Consider the following 15,564-nt stretch of genomic DNA (forward strand, 5'->3'; position numbering starts at 1 on the left):
CGACATGACCGGCCGCGCCGTCGACGAACTGCCGGGCCCCACGGCCACTCGGCCCGGGCTGACCCGGGCCGAGGCGGAACGCCGACTGGCCGCGAACGGTCCGAACGAGGTGGCGCCGCCGCGACCGGCACCGCTCCACCGCAGGATCGCCGCCCAGCTGCGCGATCCGCTGATCATGGTGCTGATCGGTGCCGCGGTCCTGACCATCGCCATCGGCGACCACGCCGACGCCGTCGTCATCGGCCTGGTGATCCTCGTCAACACCACGGTGGGCGTCACCCAGGAAGTGCGGGCGGACCGTGCGGTCGCCGCGCTCTCCGCCCTCTCCGCGCCCCGGGCCCGCGTGCTGCGCGGCGGCACGCCCTGCGAGGTCGCGGCGGCGTCCGTGGTTCCCGGCGACGTCCTGCTGCTCGGCGAAGGCGACATCGTCGCCGCCGACGCCGACCTCACCGAGGCGTCGGCGCTCCTGCTGGACGAATCCATGCTGACCGGCGAGTCGGAACCCGTAGACCGGGCGGCGGGCGAGCCGGTGAGCGCCGGCACCGTGGTCGTACGGGGCCGGGGCACCGCCACGGTCACCGCCACCGGCCCGGCAAGTGCCCTCGGCCGCATCGCCGCACTGCTGGAGGGGGGCCACGAACCCACCCCGCTGCAGCGGCGGCTCGCCTCCCTCGGCCGCGTCCTGGCAGTTGTCACCCTCACCCTGTGCCTCCTCGTCTTCGTGCTGGGCCTGCTGCGGGGCCTGGCGCCGAGCACCATGGCCGTCACCGCCATCAGCCTCGCGGTCGCCGCGGTGCCCGAATCCCTGCCCGCCGTGGTCACCCTCGCGCTCGCCCTCGGAGCCCGCCGCATGGCCGCGCGCGGAGCGCTCGTACGCCGCCTGCCGGCCGTCGAGACGCTCGGCTCGGTGAGCGTGCTCGCCACGGACAAGACCGGCACCCTCACCGAGGGCCGCATGGTCGTCCAGCGCCTGTGGACCCCGTCCGGAGCCGCGGACGTGTCCGGCAGCGGCTACGAGCCGCGCGGCGAGCTGACCCGTGCGGATTCCGGCCCGATGCCCGGATCCGGGGCGGGAGCCGCCCTGACCCCCCGGGAGCTGCGCCCGTTGCAGCAGCTGCTCACCACCGCCGCCCTGTGCAACGACGCGAGCCTCAACCCGCCCGGGCCCGGACGGGAAGCCTGGAGCGCGGTCGGCGACCCCATGGAGGCCGCGCTGCTGGCCGCCGCCGCCAAGGCCGGCTGCCCCGACCGGACCGAGCTGCAAGGGGCCTGCCCCCGGATCGCGGAGGCGCCGTTCGACAGCCTGCGCAAGCGGATGACCACGCTGCACCACCTGCCCGACGGCAACGTGCTGGTCTGCCTCAAGGGGGCTCCCGAAGCCGTTCTCACCCCTGGGGTGCTCGACGAGCCGCCCGAGCTGCTGCACCGCGCGCGAGAGCAGGCCGCCATGCTGGCGGCCGAAGGATTCCGCGTCCTCGCCGTGGCCGGCGCGGAGCGGCTGTGGCAGCCCCTGCCGGCCGCGGATGCGGAACGGGACCTGCGGCTCCTCGGCCTCGTCGCGATCAGCGACCCCCCGAAGGCGGCGGCGGCCGCCACCCTGGCGGCCTGCCGGGCAGCCGGCATCACCCCCGTCATGATCACCGGTGACCACCCGTCGACGGCGCACGCCATCGCCGTCCGCACCGGGCTGGTGGACGACGGTCCCGCCGGGGCGGTCCGCACCGGCCCCGAGCTGGCCGCGGCGCCGGACGCAGACCTGACCGGCGTGCGGGTCTTCGCCCGGACCGACCCGCAGCAGAAGCTGGACATCGTCCGCGCCTGGCGGGCCCGCGGCGCCGTCACCGCCATGACGGGCGACGGGGTCAACGACGGCCCCGCCCTGCACCAGGCGGACATCGGCGTCGCGATGGGCGCCCGGGGCACGGAGGTGGCCCGGCAGGCGGCCGACCTCGTCCTCACCGACGACGAGCTGGGCACCGTCGTGACCGCCGTCGAGGAGGGTCGCAGGGTCTACGACAACATCCGGCGCTTCCTCGTCTACGGCATGGCCGGAGGCGCAGCCGAGATCCTCGTCATGCTGGTCGGCCCGCTGCTCGGCCTGGCCCTGCCGCTGCGCGCCGGCCAGATCCTGTGGATCAACCTGCTCACGCACGGCCTGACCGGCGTGGCCATGGGCGCCGAACCCGGCTCGCCCGAGGCCATGCGGCGCCCGCCCCGCCCTCCGGGACAGCACATTCTCGCCGCGGGCGTGTGGCAGCGCCTCCTCGTCCTCGCATCGGCCGTGACGGCGGCCGCCCTGATCGCGGGCCTCACCGCCCGGGCCTGGGAGCTGCCCTGGCAGAGCGTCCTCTTCCTGGCCCTCCTCGCAGCTCAGCTGGGCGTGGCCCTCGGCCTGCGGGCCCGGCTGCTGACCCGGGAGAACCCCTTCCTGCCGGCTTCCGTCGCCGGCTCCGCACTGCTGGCCGTGGCGGCCCTGTACGTCCCGGCACTGCAATCACTGCTGGACACCGAACCGGTGGGATGGACCGGTGTCCTGATCGCTTCGGCCGCCGCCCTGGTGGCCTTCGTCGCCGCCCGGCTGCTGCGGGGCGCGTTCCGCAGGAAGGCATGACCATGAACACGCACGCACCGCACCGCGGACCCGGCGTCCACGCCGAGGTCGGTGACCAGATCGTCGTGGGCGGCCCCACCGTCGGGTCCCCCGGACGGGACGGGGAAGTCGTCGCCCTGCACCACCCCGACGGCACCCCACCGTACGACGTGCGCTGGTCCGACACCGGTCGCACGACCGTGTACTTCCCCGGCCCGGACGCCCACGTCCGGCACCTGCACGAACAGCCGCCGCAGCCGGCCGGCGGAAGGCGCCGTACGGAGCAGTAGCCCGGCGTGACGAGCGGCGGATCCTCTCCGGCCGGGACTACGGTGGAGACGTGCTTCACTCACCGTGGCCGTCGGCCGGAGGCGGGACATGAGCGAGGGTGGTCGGCCCGCCGTGGGCGGAGTCCCACGCCTGCGTCTCGACGAGCTGCTCGACGAGCTCCAGGCCCGGATCGACGAGGTCCGCGGGACCCGCGACCGGCTGAACGGCCTCCTGGAGGCCGTCATGTCGGTGGGCCGGGAGCTCGACCTTCCGCAGGTGCTGCACGGCATCGTCGAGGCCGCCGTGGTGCTCGTGGACGCCGAGTACGGTGCGCTCGGCGTCATCGGCGACGACCGGCGGCTCGCCGAGTTCCTCCCGGTCGGCATCAGCGACGAACTCCGCGGGCGGATTGGCGACCTGCCCTCCGGACACGGCCTCCTCGGCGAGCTGATCCGCAACCCGCAGCCGCTGCGCCTGTCCGAACTCTCCGAGCACCCCGCCTCGTACGGCTTCCCGGCACACCACCCGCCGATGCATTCGTTCCTCGGCGTGCCCGTCCGGGTCCGCGAGGAGGTCTTCGGCAACCTCTACCTCACCGAGAAGCGCGGCGGCGCCGAATTCGACGCCGAGGACGAGGCGGTGCTGTCCACCCTCGCCGTCGCGGCCGGCATCGCCATCGAGAACGCCCGGCTCTTCGAGGAGGTACGGCTGCGCGAGCGCTGGCTGGCGGCGAACTCCGACATCACCAGCGCCCTGCTCTCCGGCACCCCGCAGGAAGAGGTTCTCGAAGGCATGCTGGAGCGGACCAAGGACCTCACCGACGCCGACCTCGGCGTCTTCTACCTCCTCGGGCCGGCCGGCGAACTGCGCGGCTCCCTCGCCGTCGGCGAGGGCACCGGGGCGCACCGGGGCATCGTCCTGCCCAGTGTCCGCGGGACGCTGGCCGAAGCCGCGCTGGCCGAAGACGGACTGATCACCGTGCGGGACGTGGCGACCGACGGCCGCGTCACCACGCAGCCCGAACGCTGGGAGGGGTTCGGGCCGGCTGTCGCCGTCACGATCGGTACGAAGGAGAAGCTCAGCGGTGTGCTGATCCTCGCCCGGCGGAGCGGCAGGGCGGCGTTCGCCGCGGCGGACGTCACCGCGCTGCCCGGCTTCGCCGGACAGGCGGCCCTCGCCCTGGAACTCGCCGACCGCCGCCGCGACGCCGAGCAGATGAGCCTGCTGGAGGACCGCGACCGGATCGCCCGGGACCTCCACGACCTGGCCATCCAACGCCTCTTCGCCACCGGCATGACCCTCCAGAGCGCCCAGCGGTTCGTCGACCACCCGGAGGCGTCCGAGCGGCTCGCCCGCGCGGTCGACGACCTGGACGCCACCATCAAGATCATCCGCTCGACCATCTTCGGGCTCCGGGAGCACGACGCACCGGCCACGGGCTCGAAGCTGCGCTCCCGCGCGGCCCGGACCCTCGACGAGGCCGCCTCGGCCCTCGGCTTCACCCCCGTCCTGAGCATCGAGGGCCTGGTCGACACCGAGGTGCCCGCCGACGTGGCCGACGCGGCGCTCGCCGTACTCGTCGAGGCGCTCAGCAATGTCGCACGGCACGCCCGGGCTACGCGGGCGGAGGTGGCCGTCGTCGTGGCGGACGGCGCCCTGACCCTCACGGTCACCGACGACGGCGTCGGGTTCGCCGAGGGCGGCCGTTACAGCGGACTGCGCAACCTGGCCGAGCGGGCCGAGAGGCTCGGCGGCCGGATGGAGGTCGCAGCACTGGGGGAAGGGCGGCACGGCACCCGTCTGGAGTGGACCGTGCCCCTGGACCGGCCGGTCGGGACGGCCGTGTGACGGGATGCTCCTTGTACTGATCGGTGAGGTGCGACCGGCTTCGCCCGACACGGGGACCAGTGGTCCCTTCCCAGGCCCGAACGGCCCATGCCGCAGCCGCCCCCGCCGGGGATCCTGGAAGGCGGACGGCCTGCCCAAGGCCGCCGGAACCGTCGACCCGGCAGGTGTGAGATGTACTGGAACGGCCATGGCATGAACGGCTGGGGATGGTTCGCCGCGTCCCTCACCATGCTGATCGTCTCGGCGCTGATCGTCGCCGTCACCGTCCTCGTGGTCCGCGCCGTCCAGCGCGACGGTACGGACGGACGGCGCGTCGCCGTCCCGGACGCCCGCCGTGCCCCGGCGGCGGAGGGCCTGCTCGCCGAACGGTTCGCCCGCGGCGAGATCGACGACGACGAATACGAGCGCCGCCTTGCGGTGCTGCGCCGCCACGTCCACGGACCCGCGCTCTCGTGACCTCGGACCGCGGCGGCACGGCGATGAACGGCCGGGCGCACGGCGGCCCTCCGGCCCCGTCCACCCCTGCGGGGCCCGGACGCACGGTGGAGGAACTGACCTCCGGAGAAGCGCTGGCACTGCTCGGCAGCGTCGGGTTGGGACGGGTCGTCTTCACCCGGCACGCGCTGCCCGCCGTACGGCCGGTCAACCACCTGCTCGACGCGGGCGACATCATCATCCGCCCCCACGACGGCTCGACCCTCACGGCCCTGCTGGAAAGCCCGGAGGGCGCGGGCGTGGTCGTCGCGTACGAAGCCGACACGATCGACCCCGCCACGCGCCTCGGCTGGAGCGTGGTGGTCACCGGCTACGCCACCTCCGTCACCGACCCCGCCGAACTGGAGCGCTTCACGAGGCTCCTGCGTCCCTGGGTCGACGGCACCTTCACCGGTGCCATCCGCATCACGCCCGCCCTCGTCACCGGCTTCCGGCTGAACTGAGGGCCTGTTCCGCTCTGCCGCTGCCCGCTGCTGCCGAGGAGGGCCGACACGTGGCCACCATCAGGGGAACCGGACCGTCCGCCACCCACCGGCCGCTCGCCCGGTCCGTCGCTCTGGACGAGGCGGAGTGCCGTCGGCTGCTCGGCGTCCGGGGGATCGGCCGGGTGGCCGTCTTCACCGCCGACGGCCCCGCCGTCCACCCCGTGAACTATCTCGTCGTGGACGGAGCCTTCACGTTCCGTACGGGGGCCGGGACCGTGCTGTCGCGGGCCGCGGGAACCGAGGCGGCGTTCGAGGCGGACCGGATCGACAGCACCGCAGCCCGGGCCTGGAGCGTGCTGGCCGTCGGCGTGCTGGAGCCGGCGGCGAACCGCGCCGAACTCGACCGCAGGGCCGCCGCGGCGCACACCGAGCCGTGGGCGGGCGGCGCGCGCCCGCACTGGATGAAGCTCACCCCGGTCCGGGTCACCGGCCGGCGCGTGGTCTACCGCCCGTGACGCCACCGGACCGAGGGGTATCCGGCCGGGGGTCCCCGGTGTCCGTGTCCTCCGCGCCGCCCGCGATGCCGGCGAGGAGGCGTTCGCGGACCTCGTCCGTGAGCCGGGACAGCCGTTCCGAGGGATCGGGGTGCGGCGGGCGGGGGCCGCGGATCCGGAGGGCCTCGTGCGGCAGCATGCCGAGGTCGGCCTCGAAGCGCGTGCGCGCGGCCGCCAGGGTGTCGGCGGGTCCGGTCCTGCGGCCGCCCCGCATGACCGTGCACAGCAGCGGGTCCGCGTCCGGTGGCGGGGTCTCGTCACGGAGGGCGATCACGTCCGGCCGCCCGGCCCACCGGTACACCTGCTTGGGTGCCGGGGAGGTGACCTTTGCGGAGGAGAGTTTCATCACCGGCCGCCCGTCGTAGGCGACCAGCTTGTAAGCGGCGTCCAGGTACGGTGCGTCCGCGGCGACGCCCACCCGGGTGCCGACTGCGAACACGTCGATCGGTGCCCCACCGCTGAGCAGAGTGTCGATCGCGTACTCGTCCAGGCCGCCGCTGGCCACGATCTTCACGTCGGGGAGGCCGGCGGCGTCCAGCCGGGCGCGGGCGCGGTGCGCGAGCCGTCCGAGGTCGCCGCTGTCGAGGCGGACCGCACAGCCCGGACCTCTCCGCAGCCCGGCCAGGACGCGGGCGGCGGTGGCCACGCCGGCGTCCGTGTCGTACGTGTCGACGAGCAGCGTGACCGGTCCGGGGTGCGCGCGTGCGAACGCCCGGAAGGCTGCCTCCTCGGAGGCGAACGACTGGACGTACGAGTGCGCCATGGTGCCGGAGGCCGGAAGGCCCAGCCGGGCCGCGGCGTCGACGTTGCTGGTTCCCGAGAACCCGACGACCCCGCCGAGGCGGGCGGCCTGGAAACCGGCCTGCGGGCCGTGGTCGCGGCGCAGTGAGAAATCGACCACCGGCCGCATCGGCGCGCATGCCCTCCCGCAGGTACGACATCGCCATCGTGACCTCGTACAGGTCTGTTGTGGTCACCTCGGACATGCTCCCAGCGTGCGGCGTGAAGACGTCGTGCGGGCGGGACCACACGGGTCCTCGGTAGGGGCCGAACGGCCCGGTCGCCGACCCGACAGGCCCATGCGGAACGGCCTGCGGCGGACCCACAGTGGTGGCACAACCGCACATGGCAGCGCCCGAACGCGGCGCCGGAGAGTCTGGAGCACCTCATGTCAGCCAAGCGGGTACTGGTCGCCTACGGAAGCCGGCACGGCGCGACCGCCGGGATCGCCGCAGAGATCGGCAGGACCCTTCGGGAGGACGGCCTCGATGCTGTGGTCCTTCCCGCAGACGACGTGGACGACGTCAGGGCCTTCGACGCCGTCGTCCTGGGCGGGTCCCTGTACGCAGGCCACTGGAGCGGCAAGGCCCGGCACTGCGCGGAGCGCAACGAGCACTACCTCAGGCACCGTCCGGTCTGGCTGTTCAGCAGCGGCCCGGTGGACAGCTCCGCCGAGCAGCGCGAGATCGCGCCGGTGCCGGCCGTGGCCCGCCAGATGGAACGTCTCGGCGCCCGCGAGCACATCACCTTCGGAGGGAGCATCACGGCGAGCACGCCCGGATTCATCGCGAAGGCGCTGGTCCGGCACGGAAAGGGCGGCGACTTCCGCAACCCCGAGCGGATCCAGACCTGGGCCCACCACATCAGCAGCGAACTCGCCGAGGCCGCCTGAACGTGCGGCCCCGAGGACCGACGTCCGTTCCCAGCCCTGAGCCGACCCGCCGACCCGCCGACCCGCCGATCCGCCGACCGGCGGGTCGGCGCACGCCCGGGGACGGTCGTACGGCCGTCAGGTGCCGTCACCCCGCTGCGGCTGCCTCCCGCCGGTCAGCACACGGACGGCGGTGACCTTGTACTCCGGGCAGGACGTGACCGGGTCGGCGTGGCCGGAGGTGAGCCGGTTCACGCCGCTCGCGGGGAAGTGGAAGGCGCAGAACACCTGGCCGGGGGCGGTCTCCGTGGTGACCCGGGCGGTCAGGCGGGCCCGGCCGTGGCGGCTTTCCACCGTCACCCGCTCGCCGTTGCGGACCCCGTGCCGCGCCGCGTCGTCCGGGTGGACGTCCAGGCGGTCCACCGGGTCCAGGGCGCGGTTGCCGCTGCGCCGGGTCATGCTCCCGGAGTTGTAGTGGGCCCAGCGCCGGCCGGTGACCAGGATCAGCGGATAGGCGTCGTCCGGAGATTCCCCGGGCGGCAGGTACGGCACGACCGCCAGGTGGGCGAGCCCGTCCGCCGTGGCGAACCGTTCCTCGTACAGCTTCGGAGTGCCGGGACCGGCAGGGTCCGGACAGGGCCAGGCCACGGCCCCCTCGCGGTCGAGGCGTTCGTGTGTCAGACCCGCGAACACCGGTGCGGTGCGGGCGCACTCGGCGAGCGCTGCCGCGGGCGTCGGGCATCCGAGGTCACGCCCCATCGCCGCTGCGACCGCATGGAGGGCGTCGAAATCGGTGCGGGCCCGGCCGGGCGGCCGGATCGCGGGCCGGACCCGCTGGAAGCGCCGGTCGAAGTTGACGAAGGTGCCGTCCTTCTCCAGCCAGGACGCCGCCGGCAGGACGAGGTCGGCTCGACGGGTGGTCCGTGACGGGAACAGTTCGCTGCAGACGACGAACGGGCAGGCATCCAGAGCCCGTTCCACGCTTCCGGTGTCGGGGTCGGTGGCACAGACGTCCTCGCCGAGGATCCACAGCGCCCGCAGCGTGCCGGCGCGTGCGGCGGCGAACATCTCCGGGATCCGCAGGCCGGGCCGCGCCGGGACGGGCACGCCCCAGACCGCCTCGGCCCGGGCCCGGGCCGCCGCATCGGTCACCTTGCCGTATCCGGGCAGGACGTCGGGGAGGGCCCCCATGTCGGACGCCCCCTGGACGTTGTTCTGGCCGCGCAGCGGGTTCACGCCGTGGCCCCGGGCGGTGCCCACGGCTCCGCGCAGGACGGCGAGGTTGGCCAGCGTCCGCACCCCGTCGGTGCCGTGCAGGTGCTCGGTGACGCCGAGACCGTAGACGATGGCGGGACGTTCGGCCCGCCCGTACAGCCGGGCGGCGGCGACCAGATCCGCCGCCGGTACGCCCGTGAGGTCCGCGACGCGCTCGGGGGTGTAGGCGGAGACCAACTCGGCGAGTTCGGTCACGCCGCTCGCACGCTCCCGCAGGAACGCGTGGTCCACCAGGTCCTCGGCGAGCAGGACGTGCGCCAGCCCGTGGAAGAGCGCGACGTTGCTCCCGGGCCGCGGGCGCAGGTGGACGTCCGCGTGCCGGGCCAGGCCCACCTCGCGGGGGTCGGCGACCACGAGCCGGGCTCCGCGCAGTGCACTGTTCAACAGCCGTGCCCCGACGACCGGGTGGGCTTCGACGGGGTTGGCGCCTACCACCAGCAGGCAGTCGGACCGGACCACGTCGTCGAAGGGGTCGGTACCGCCGGAGAGGCCGAAGGAGGCCACCAGCCCGGCGGCCGAGGGTGCGTGGCACAGCCGCGAGCAGTTGTCGATGTTGTTGGTGCCGATCACGGTCCGCGTGAACTTCTGGAAGAGGTAGTTCTCCTCGTTGGTGGCACGGGCGGAGGAGATGGCCGCCACCGAGTCCGGACCGCCCGCGGCGACGGCCTCCGTCAGGCGTCTGGCGAGGTGGGCGACGGCGGTGTCCCAGTCGACGGGCACGAGCCGCCCGTCCTGACGCAGCAGCGGAGTGGTGAGACGCTCCGGCGAGACGGCGAACCCGTGCGCGAAGCGGCCCTTCGCGCAGGCGTGCCCGTGGTTGACGGGCCCGTCCGGCGCGGGCAGCACGGCCGCGACCGCTCCGTTGCGGACGGCCACGTCGAGTGTGCAGCCGACCCCGCAGAAGCCGCAGGTCGTACGGATGACGTCGGGCGCGGCAGGGTCGCCGGGACCCGGCCGCAGGAGTTCCCCGGACGTGAGGCCGCCGTCGGTTCCGGGACCGGTGATGGCTCCCGTGGGGCAGGTGTCGACGCAGCCTCCGCACGACACGCAGTCCGACTCCGCCCACGGCCCGCCCGTTCCGGGTGCGACCACGGTGTCCGGGCCGCGTCCGGTCAGGGTGATCGCGAAGGTTCCCTGGACCTCGGCGCACATGCGGACGCACCGTCCGCAGGCGATGCACAGGTCCCGGTCGAGCCGCACGTACGGGTGCGAGTCGTCCCGGCCCCGGCCGCCGGCTCCGCGCGCCTCGTCCGGTCCGAGCCCCAAGGTCCGGCAGACCCGGGCCAGTTCGGAGGGTGATCCGGGGCCGAGGGCGTGCGGAGGAAGGGCCGAGACGATCGTCCGTACGGCGTCCCGGCGCAGCTCCGCGAGTCCGGCGGCGTCGGTCGACACCCGCGCCCCGGCTGTGGCCGGTGTGACGCATGCGGCGACCAGCCGCCCGTTCTCCCGCACCAGGCAGGTGCGGCACGAACCGGCCGGGGTCAGACGGGAGTCGGAGCAGAGGGCGGGAAGGTCCACGCCGGCAGCGGTGGCGGCGTCGAGGAGTGATGCTCCCTCGGAGACCTCGACGGTCAGGTCGTCGACGTCGAGAGCCACCGGGCGCCCGGCCCCGGTCACTGCCCCCGCCCGGCTGGGTCCGGTCATGACAGCCAGCCTTCCGGGAACCGGGGGCCGTAGGCCCGGGCGAGGCTCCGCACGGCTGCCGGCAGCCGCTTCCCGAACGCACACAGGCTCGCCTCTTCCAGCACGTGCGCGAGCCGGGTCCAGTCCTCGCCGGGGTCGCCCCCCGCTGCCGCCAGCTCCAGCCCCGCGCGGGTGCCGACGCGGCAGGGCGAGCAGGCGCCGCAGCTCTCCGCGGCTGCGAACTGCCAGATGTGGCACAGGACATCGGCCGGATCGAGGGAGTCGTCGAAGGCGACGAGCCCGCCGTGACCGAGGGCGGCTCCCCGGCCGGACAGGTCCGCGTCGGTCAGCGCCACGTCCAGGCGGTCCCCGGGCAGGAACCCGCCCAGCGGGCCGCCGATCTGCACGACGGCCGGCCGTGCGCCGTCCTTCAGCCCGCCGCCCAGACCCGACACGATGTGCTCGACGCGGGTGCCGAGTTCGACCTCGTACACGCCCGGCCGGGCGAAGCGCTCCGAGAGGCTGACGAGCTTGGTGCCGGGTTCGGAGGGCGTCCCGCGCCGGGCGTACGCGGCACCGCCCCGGCTGACGATCCAGGGCAGTGCGGCCAGCGTCTCCACGTTGCCCACCACCGTCGGGGCGTTCCACAGTCCCTGCTCGGTCGGGTACGGAGGCCGCGGGCGGGCGCATCCCCGACCGCCTTCGAGGCTTGCGATCAGTGCTGTCTCCTCGCCGGCGACGTAGGACCCGTGGCCGGCGCACACCACGATGTCCAGAGCACGGCCCGTGCCGTGCACGTCGGACCCGAAATGCCCCTGCAAGTAAGCCTCTTCACAGGCACTGCGCAGCGCGGAGAGCGCCGCCGGGTACTCGGAGCGGACCAGGACCCGGCCGCTGGCGGCCCCGCAGGCGAAGCAGGCCAGTGCCAGGCCGGCGAGGACGCGTTGCGGGTGCTGCTCCATCAGGAGCCGGTCGGCGTACGAACCGGGGTCCCCCTCGTCGCCGTTGGCCACGACCACGGGGGCGGCCGACCGGGGGACCGCCCGCCATTTCGAGGCCACGCGGTATCCGGCACCGCCGCGGCCCCGCAGGCCGGACGCGTCCACCTGGGTGTGGACCTCGGCCGGCGACGAAGCCGTGACGGTGCGCCGCCAGACCTCCCACGGGTCTTCCGTCTCCGGGCCGCTCCCCAGGAGCACCGGGTCGCCGGTGGTGTCGGCACCGGGAATCGGCGGCGCCGCGGGCGGCACCCGCCCCGCAAACTGGCCGGTCAGCGTGGGGCCCGTGCAGGCCGTGTCCCCGTCGAGCGCTGCGGGGGCCGCATAGCAGTGCCCCAGGCAGCGCACGGCCTGGACCGAGACCGCCCCGTCGGGGGAGACTTCGCCGACGCGGACGCCCAGCTGCCGTTCCACGGCGTCGAGCGGTCGCCCGCCGGTCGCCGCGAAGCATGCCGCGCCGGTGCAGGCACGGACGTGGCGCCGGCCGTGCGGGGCTGCCAGGTCGGCGTAGAACGTGGCGGGTCCGAGCGCCGAGGCGGCGGGCAGGCCCAGCCGGTCCGCGACGGGCCGGGACCACTGCGTGCCGTCGCTCGGGTTCCCGAGCCGGGCCCGCGCCAGGTCGTCCAGCAGCCGGTCGCCCGGCCGCCCCCTGCGTGCCGCGAGCGCGCGGAGCGCGTCGAACCGGGCCCCGTCGGACCCCTGCCGCTCGTCCATGCCTCCTCCACCGAGAGAAGAGCCTGCTCACCACCACCCTGACCCGTCCCGCCGCGGAGCGCGAGTGCCGTCCGGGGTCCTGAGGGGACCGTTCGGCCCTGGCGGACCGCAGCGACCCGTGGTGTCATGAAAGTGACGGAAGGAGCCCCTGAGAGGATGCGGAGGAGCGGCTGACGGCCGTGCACCGCACGATCAGGATCCGCGAGAAGCGGGTGGGCTCCTTCCGCCGACGCGTCCGCGCACGTCAGGTGCGTGGACCGATTTCGTCCTGCGGGCCGGGAGGCTCGTCGAGGATGCTCCAGGCGACCGGACCGAGCAGGTCCGCGAGCCGGCGGAAGACATCCATCAGGAGGTCGTCCAGGGACAGCATCCCCACGACGTGCTCCCCGTCGAGGACGGGGAGGCGCCGGACGCCGCTGCGGCGGAACGTCCGGTAGGCGCTCTCGACGTCGTCGGCAGCGCCCACGGTCACGGCCGGACTGCTCATGATCTTCCCGACCGGCTCGCCGTGGCCGAGCGCGACCGTCACGGCACGCAGCGCGACGTCACGATCGGTGACGACACCGCGCGGCTCTCCATCTTCCACGACGACCAGGCATCCGACGCCGTGGACCTCCATCAGCCTGGCCGCCTCACGGATGGTCGTCGTGGGAGTGACGGAGACAGCGGGCACGGACATCGCGGCGGACACTTTCATGTCGGACTCCTTTCCGCGGACGCGGGTCTTCGGGGGCCATGGAAGGTCCGGCCGCCGGGGGAGGGGCCGGCCCCTGGGTCAGCCGCCCGTACCGGTGTCGTCCGTCTCCCAGGCGAGCTTCTCCGTCACGCGGACGACGCCGTCGACGGTGCGGCACAGCCGTTCGATCACGGGGATGAGGCTCCGGAAGCCCACCGCCCCGCGCAGGGTCACCTGTCCGTCCACCACGTCGACCGACACGGCGGCGGGATCGAGGTGCAGGGTGCGGTCGAGCACGTCCCCGGTGATCTCGTGGCGGATGGCGTCGTCGTCGCGGAGGAAGACGCGCAGCAGGTCCCCCCGGGTGACGATGCCGACGAGGACGTCGCCCTCGTCGACGACGAGCAGCCGCTTGACGCGCTGGCTCTCCATGAGCCGGGCGGCTTCCGCGACGGTCCAGTCCGGCCGCGCGCAGACCGCCGGTCCCGACATCAGCTCCTCGGCCCGAGTGCCGGCGGCCTTGCCGCTCTCCCACGGCTCGGGCTTCGGCAACGACCGGAACCAGTCGCCCTGGTCGGCGGGTTTCGGGAGCAGGTCGCCCTCGGAGATCACCCCGAGCGGATGCCCGGCGGGGTCGGTGACCGCCACGGCCGACACGTCGTGCTCGGCGAGCGTGCGGACGACGTCCTTGAACGTCGCGTGCCGGGGGACGGTGACGACCTCGCGGGTCATCAGTTCGCGCACTTCTCGGTGCCTCACGGTGTCTTCCTTCCCGTCGTGTCAGTGGCCTGGTGCTCCGTCAGGCCGGTACGCGCGCGTGCAGCCGGGCCGTGACGTCGACGACGCCGGGGACGGCTCGCGCGATGTGGACGAGCACGTCCGTCAGCGCCGGGTCGGGGACCTCGCCCTCCAGCCGTACGACTCCGTGGTCGACGTGGATGTGCAGGAGGGCCGATCCGGCGGGGACCAGCCGTGCCGTGAGCAGTTCCCGCAGTTCCTCGGCGACGTCCGCGTCGGGGCGGAGGTAGATCTTCAGCAGGTCGCCGCGGCTGACGACGCCGACGAGCCGGTCCTCGTCGTCGACGACCGGCAGCCGCTTGAAGGGGCCCTTCGCCATCAGCCGCGCGGCGCCGGCGATCGTGGTGCCCACCGGTACGGTGACCGGTGGTGCCGTCATCAGCTGCTCGGCCGTGGCGTGGTGCGACTCGTCCGTGCCCGCCGCCATGGCCAGGAGGTCGGCCTCGGAGACGACGCCGATGAGCCGGCCTCCGGCCGACACGACGGGCAGGGAGCCGAAGCCCCACCGCTGCATGGTCGAGACGACGTCGTGGACCGGTGCTCCGGGGCCCACGGAGACGACGGCGTGCGTCATGACGTCGTCCACGGTGCGCAAGTGCTTCATGGTTCCTCCAGGGGCTGAGGTCCGTGCCCTCCCAGCGTGGAGTCGGCCGTGCGGCGGGAGTAGGGCCGACCGGACCCCGCTCCTGGGCTGACCGGTCCGGATTCCGCACGAGCTGCCGCTGTCCCTCCGGCGGGCGTCCGGGTCGCCGTGCGCGACGGCGCCCCTCCCCGGCGGCAGTGCGGCGGGTACGAGGCGTTCCGAGCCCAAGAGCGCGCGCGGCCCGTCAGTGCCCGGGGTGCCGGTCCGGGCCCTCGTGCCGCTGACTGTGGACCTGGGCCGCGATGACCGCGGCCTGGACGCGGCGCTCGACTCCCAGCTTGCCGAGCAGCCGGGAGATGTGGTTCTTGACGGTCTTCTCGGAGAGGTAGAGCCGCTTGGCGATCTGCTGGTTGGTGAGTCCTTCGCCGATCAGGTCCAGGACGGACCGCTCCCGTTCCGAGAGGTCGGCCAGCCGGGTGCCTTCGGGCTCCTGCACCGGCTCGGGGTCCCGCAGGGAGTGCATCAGGCGGGCGGTGGTGGCCGGGTCGAGCATGGACTGGCCGGTGGCGACCGTCCGCACGGCGGAGACCAGGTCGGAGCCCTTGATCTGCTTCAGCACGTATCCGGCGGCCCCGGCCATGATCGCGTCCAGCAGGGCGTCCTCGTCGTCGAACGAGGTCAGCATCAGGCAGGCCACGTCCGGCATCCGGGAGCGCAGCTCACGGCAGACGGCGATGCCGTTGCCGTCCGGCAGCCGGACGTCGAGCACGGCGACGTCCGGCCGCAGCGCCGGTCCGCGGGCCAGCGCCTGTTCCGCGGTGGCCGCTTCGCCCACGACGGTGATGTCCGGTTCGGCATCGAGGAGGTCGTGCAGCCCGCGCCGCACCACTTCGTGGTCGTCCACGAGGAACACCCTGATCGGCACCCCTGGTGAGGTGCCCTCTGCGTCGGCCATGGTCGCCGCCTCTTCGGGACTGCGCTGCGCGGGTCGTCTACCGCATTGTCTCAGCCCCGGGGCCATCCGCATCCGAGAACCGGCTCTCCGCGGCGCGGCCCGCGCGGGG

At 74.2% G+C, this 15,564-nt stretch carries 14 protein-coding genes; 7 read left to right on the top strand and 7 right to left on the bottom strand.

Features of this window, described 5'->3' with window-relative positions; all coding sequences use genetic code 11:
• Positions 1-4: 4 nt before the first annotated feature.
• The 6 genes from LG634_RS03165 (at position 5) to LG634_RS03190 (ending at position 6,143) form a co-directional block, all read left to right on the top strand.
• Positions 5-2,611, top strand: a complete 2,607-nt coding sequence (locus tag LG634_RS03165; protein ID WP_226732020.1) for a cation-translocating P-type ATPase — start codon at positions 5-7, stop codon at positions 2,609-2,611.
• Positions 2,612-2,613: 2 nt separating this feature from the next.
• Positions 2,614-2,880, top strand: a complete 267-nt coding sequence (locus LG634_RS03170) for a DUF1918 domain-containing protein (RefSeq protein WP_308072249.1) — start codon at positions 2,614-2,616, stop codon at positions 2,878-2,880.
• Positions 2,881-2,968: 88 nt separating this feature from the next.
• A complete protein-coding gene (locus LG634_RS03175) occupies positions 2,969-4,708 on the top strand; it encodes a sensor histidine kinase (protein WP_226732021.1) in 1,740 nt (579 codons plus the stop codon).
• Positions 4,709-4,900: 192 nt separating this feature from the next.
• The gene (locus LG634_RS03180; protein WP_226732022.1) at positions 4,901-5,164 is read left to right on the top strand and encodes an SHOCT domain-containing protein; all 264 of its coding nucleotides are present in this window, start codon (positions 4,901-4,903) and stop codon (positions 5,162-5,164) included.
• Positions 5,165-5,187: 23 nt separating this feature from the next.
• On the top strand, positions 5,188-5,646 hold the full coding sequence (locus LG634_RS03185; RefSeq protein ID WP_226732157.1) for a pyridoxamine 5'-phosphate oxidase family protein: 459 nt from the start codon (positions 5,188-5,190) through the stop codon (positions 5,644-5,646).
• Between the two features lie 50 nt (positions 5,647-5,696).
• Positions 5,697-6,143: a pyridoxamine 5'-phosphate oxidase family protein gene (locus tag LG634_RS03190; RefSeq protein WP_226732023.1), complete on the top strand. Its 447-nt coding sequence runs from the start codon at positions 5,697-5,699 to the stop codon at positions 6,141-6,143.
• On the opposite strand, the gene LG634_RS03195 is transcribed toward LG634_RS03190, so the two are convergent.
• Positions 6,112-7,092 (bottom strand): nicotinate phosphoribosyltransferase, encoded by a 981-nt coding sequence (locus tag LG634_RS03195; protein ID WP_264202650.1) that lies wholly within the window; start codon positions 7,090-7,092, stop codon positions 6,112-6,114. The two genes, LG634_RS03190 and LG634_RS03195, sit on opposite strands and share 32 nt — an antisense overlap.
• Before the next feature lie 258 nt (positions 7,093-7,350).
• Between LG634_RS03195 and LG634_RS03200 the strand changes: the two genes are divergently transcribed.
• The gene (locus tag LG634_RS03200; RefSeq protein ID WP_226732024.1) at positions 7,351-7,854 is read left to right on the top strand and encodes a flavodoxin domain-containing protein; all 504 of its coding nucleotides are present in this window, start codon (positions 7,351-7,353) and stop codon (positions 7,852-7,854) included.
• A gap of 117 nt (positions 7,855-7,971) precedes the next feature.
• On the opposite strand, the gene fdhF is transcribed toward LG634_RS03200, so the two are convergent.
• The 6 genes from fdhF to LG634_RS03230 all read right to left on the bottom strand — a co-directional run bounded on the left by fdhF (position 7,972) and on the right by LG634_RS03230 (position 15,455).
• Positions 7,972-10,752, bottom strand: a complete 2,781-nt coding sequence (gene fdhF, locus LG634_RS03205; protein WP_226732025.1) for a formate dehydrogenase subunit alpha — start codon at positions 10,750-10,752, stop codon at positions 7,972-7,974.
• Positions 10,749-12,443: an NAD(P)H-dependent oxidoreductase subunit E gene (locus LG634_RS03210; protein ID WP_226732026.1), complete on the bottom strand. Its 1,695-nt coding sequence runs from the start codon at positions 12,441-12,443 to the stop codon at positions 10,749-10,751. Before LG634_RS03210 ends, fdhF begins: the two co-directional genes overlap by 4 nt.
• A 244-nt stretch (positions 12,444-12,687) precedes the next feature.
• Positions 12,688-13,140 (bottom strand): CBS domain-containing protein, encoded by a 453-nt coding sequence (locus LG634_RS03215; RefSeq protein ID WP_226732027.1) that lies wholly within the window; start codon positions 13,138-13,140, stop codon positions 12,688-12,690.
• A 78-nt stretch (positions 13,141-13,218) separates the two neighbouring features.
• Positions 13,219-13,878 carry a CBS domain-containing protein gene (locus tag LG634_RS03220; protein WP_226732028.1) on the bottom strand — a complete coding sequence of 220 codons (660 nt, stop codon included), beginning with the start codon at positions 13,876-13,878 and terminating at the stop codon, positions 13,219-13,221.
• A 40-nt stretch (positions 13,879-13,918) separates the two neighbouring features.
• Positions 13,919-14,521, bottom strand: coding sequence for a CBS domain-containing protein (locus tag LG634_RS03225; protein WP_226732029.1), 603 nt, complete (start codon positions 14,519-14,521; stop codon positions 13,919-13,921).
• A gap of 223 nt (positions 14,522-14,744) precedes the next feature.
• Positions 14,745-15,455, bottom strand: coding sequence for a response regulator (locus LG634_RS03230; RefSeq protein ID WP_226732030.1), 711 nt, complete (start codon positions 15,453-15,455; stop codon positions 14,745-14,747).
• Between the last annotated feature and the right edge of the window lie 109 nt (positions 15,456-15,564).

Source organism: Streptomyces bambusae (genome assembly GCF_020532645.1).
GTDB lineage: Bacteria > Actinomycetota > Actinomycetes > Streptomycetales > Streptomycetaceae > Streptomyces > Streptomyces bambusae.

Coding starts and splice junctions, on each gene's coding strand:
- LG634_RS03165 (WP_226732020.1), top strand. CDS start 5: ATGACCGGCCGCGCCGTCGACGAACTGCCGGGCCCCACGGCCACTCGG.
- LG634_RS03170 (WP_308072249.1), top strand. CDS start 2,614: ATGAACACGCACGCACCGCACCGCGGACCCGGCGTCCACGCCGAGGTC.
- LG634_RS03175 (WP_226732021.1), top strand. CDS start 2,969: ATGAGCGAGGGTGGTCGGCCCGCCGTGGGCGGAGTCCCACGCCTGCGT.
- LG634_RS03180 (WP_226732022.1), top strand. CDS start 4,901: ATGAACGGCTGGGGATGGTTCGCCGCGTCCCTCACCATGCTGATCGTC.
- LG634_RS03185 (WP_226732157.1), top strand. CDS start 5,188: ATGAACGGCCGGGCGCACGGCGGCCCTCCGGCCCCGTCCACCCCTGCG.
- LG634_RS03195 (WP_264202650.1), bottom strand. CDS start 7,092: ATGCGGCCGGTGGTCGATTTCTCACTGCGCCGCGACCACGGCCCGCAG.
- LG634_RS03200 (WP_226732024.1), top strand. CDS start 7,351: ATGTCAGCCAAGCGGGTACTGGTCGCCTACGGAAGCCGGCACGGCGCG.
- fdhF (WP_226732025.1), bottom strand. CDS start 10,752: ATGACCGGACCCAGCCGGGCGGGGGCAGTGACCGGGGCCGGGCGCCCG.
- LG634_RS03210 (WP_226732026.1), bottom strand. CDS start 12,443: ATGGACGAGCGGCAGGGGTCCGACGGGGCCCGGTTCGACGCGCTCCGC.
- LG634_RS03215 (WP_226732027.1), bottom strand. CDS start 13,140: ATGAAAGTGTCCGCCGCGATGTCCGTGCCCGCTGTCTCCGTCACTCCC.
- LG634_RS03225 (WP_226732029.1), bottom strand. CDS start 14,521: ATGAAGCACTTGCGCACCGTGGACGACGTCATGACGCACGCCGTCGTC.
- LG634_RS03230 (WP_226732030.1), bottom strand. CDS start 15,455: ATGGCCGACGCAGAGGGCACCTCACCAGGGGTGCCGATCAGGGTGTTC.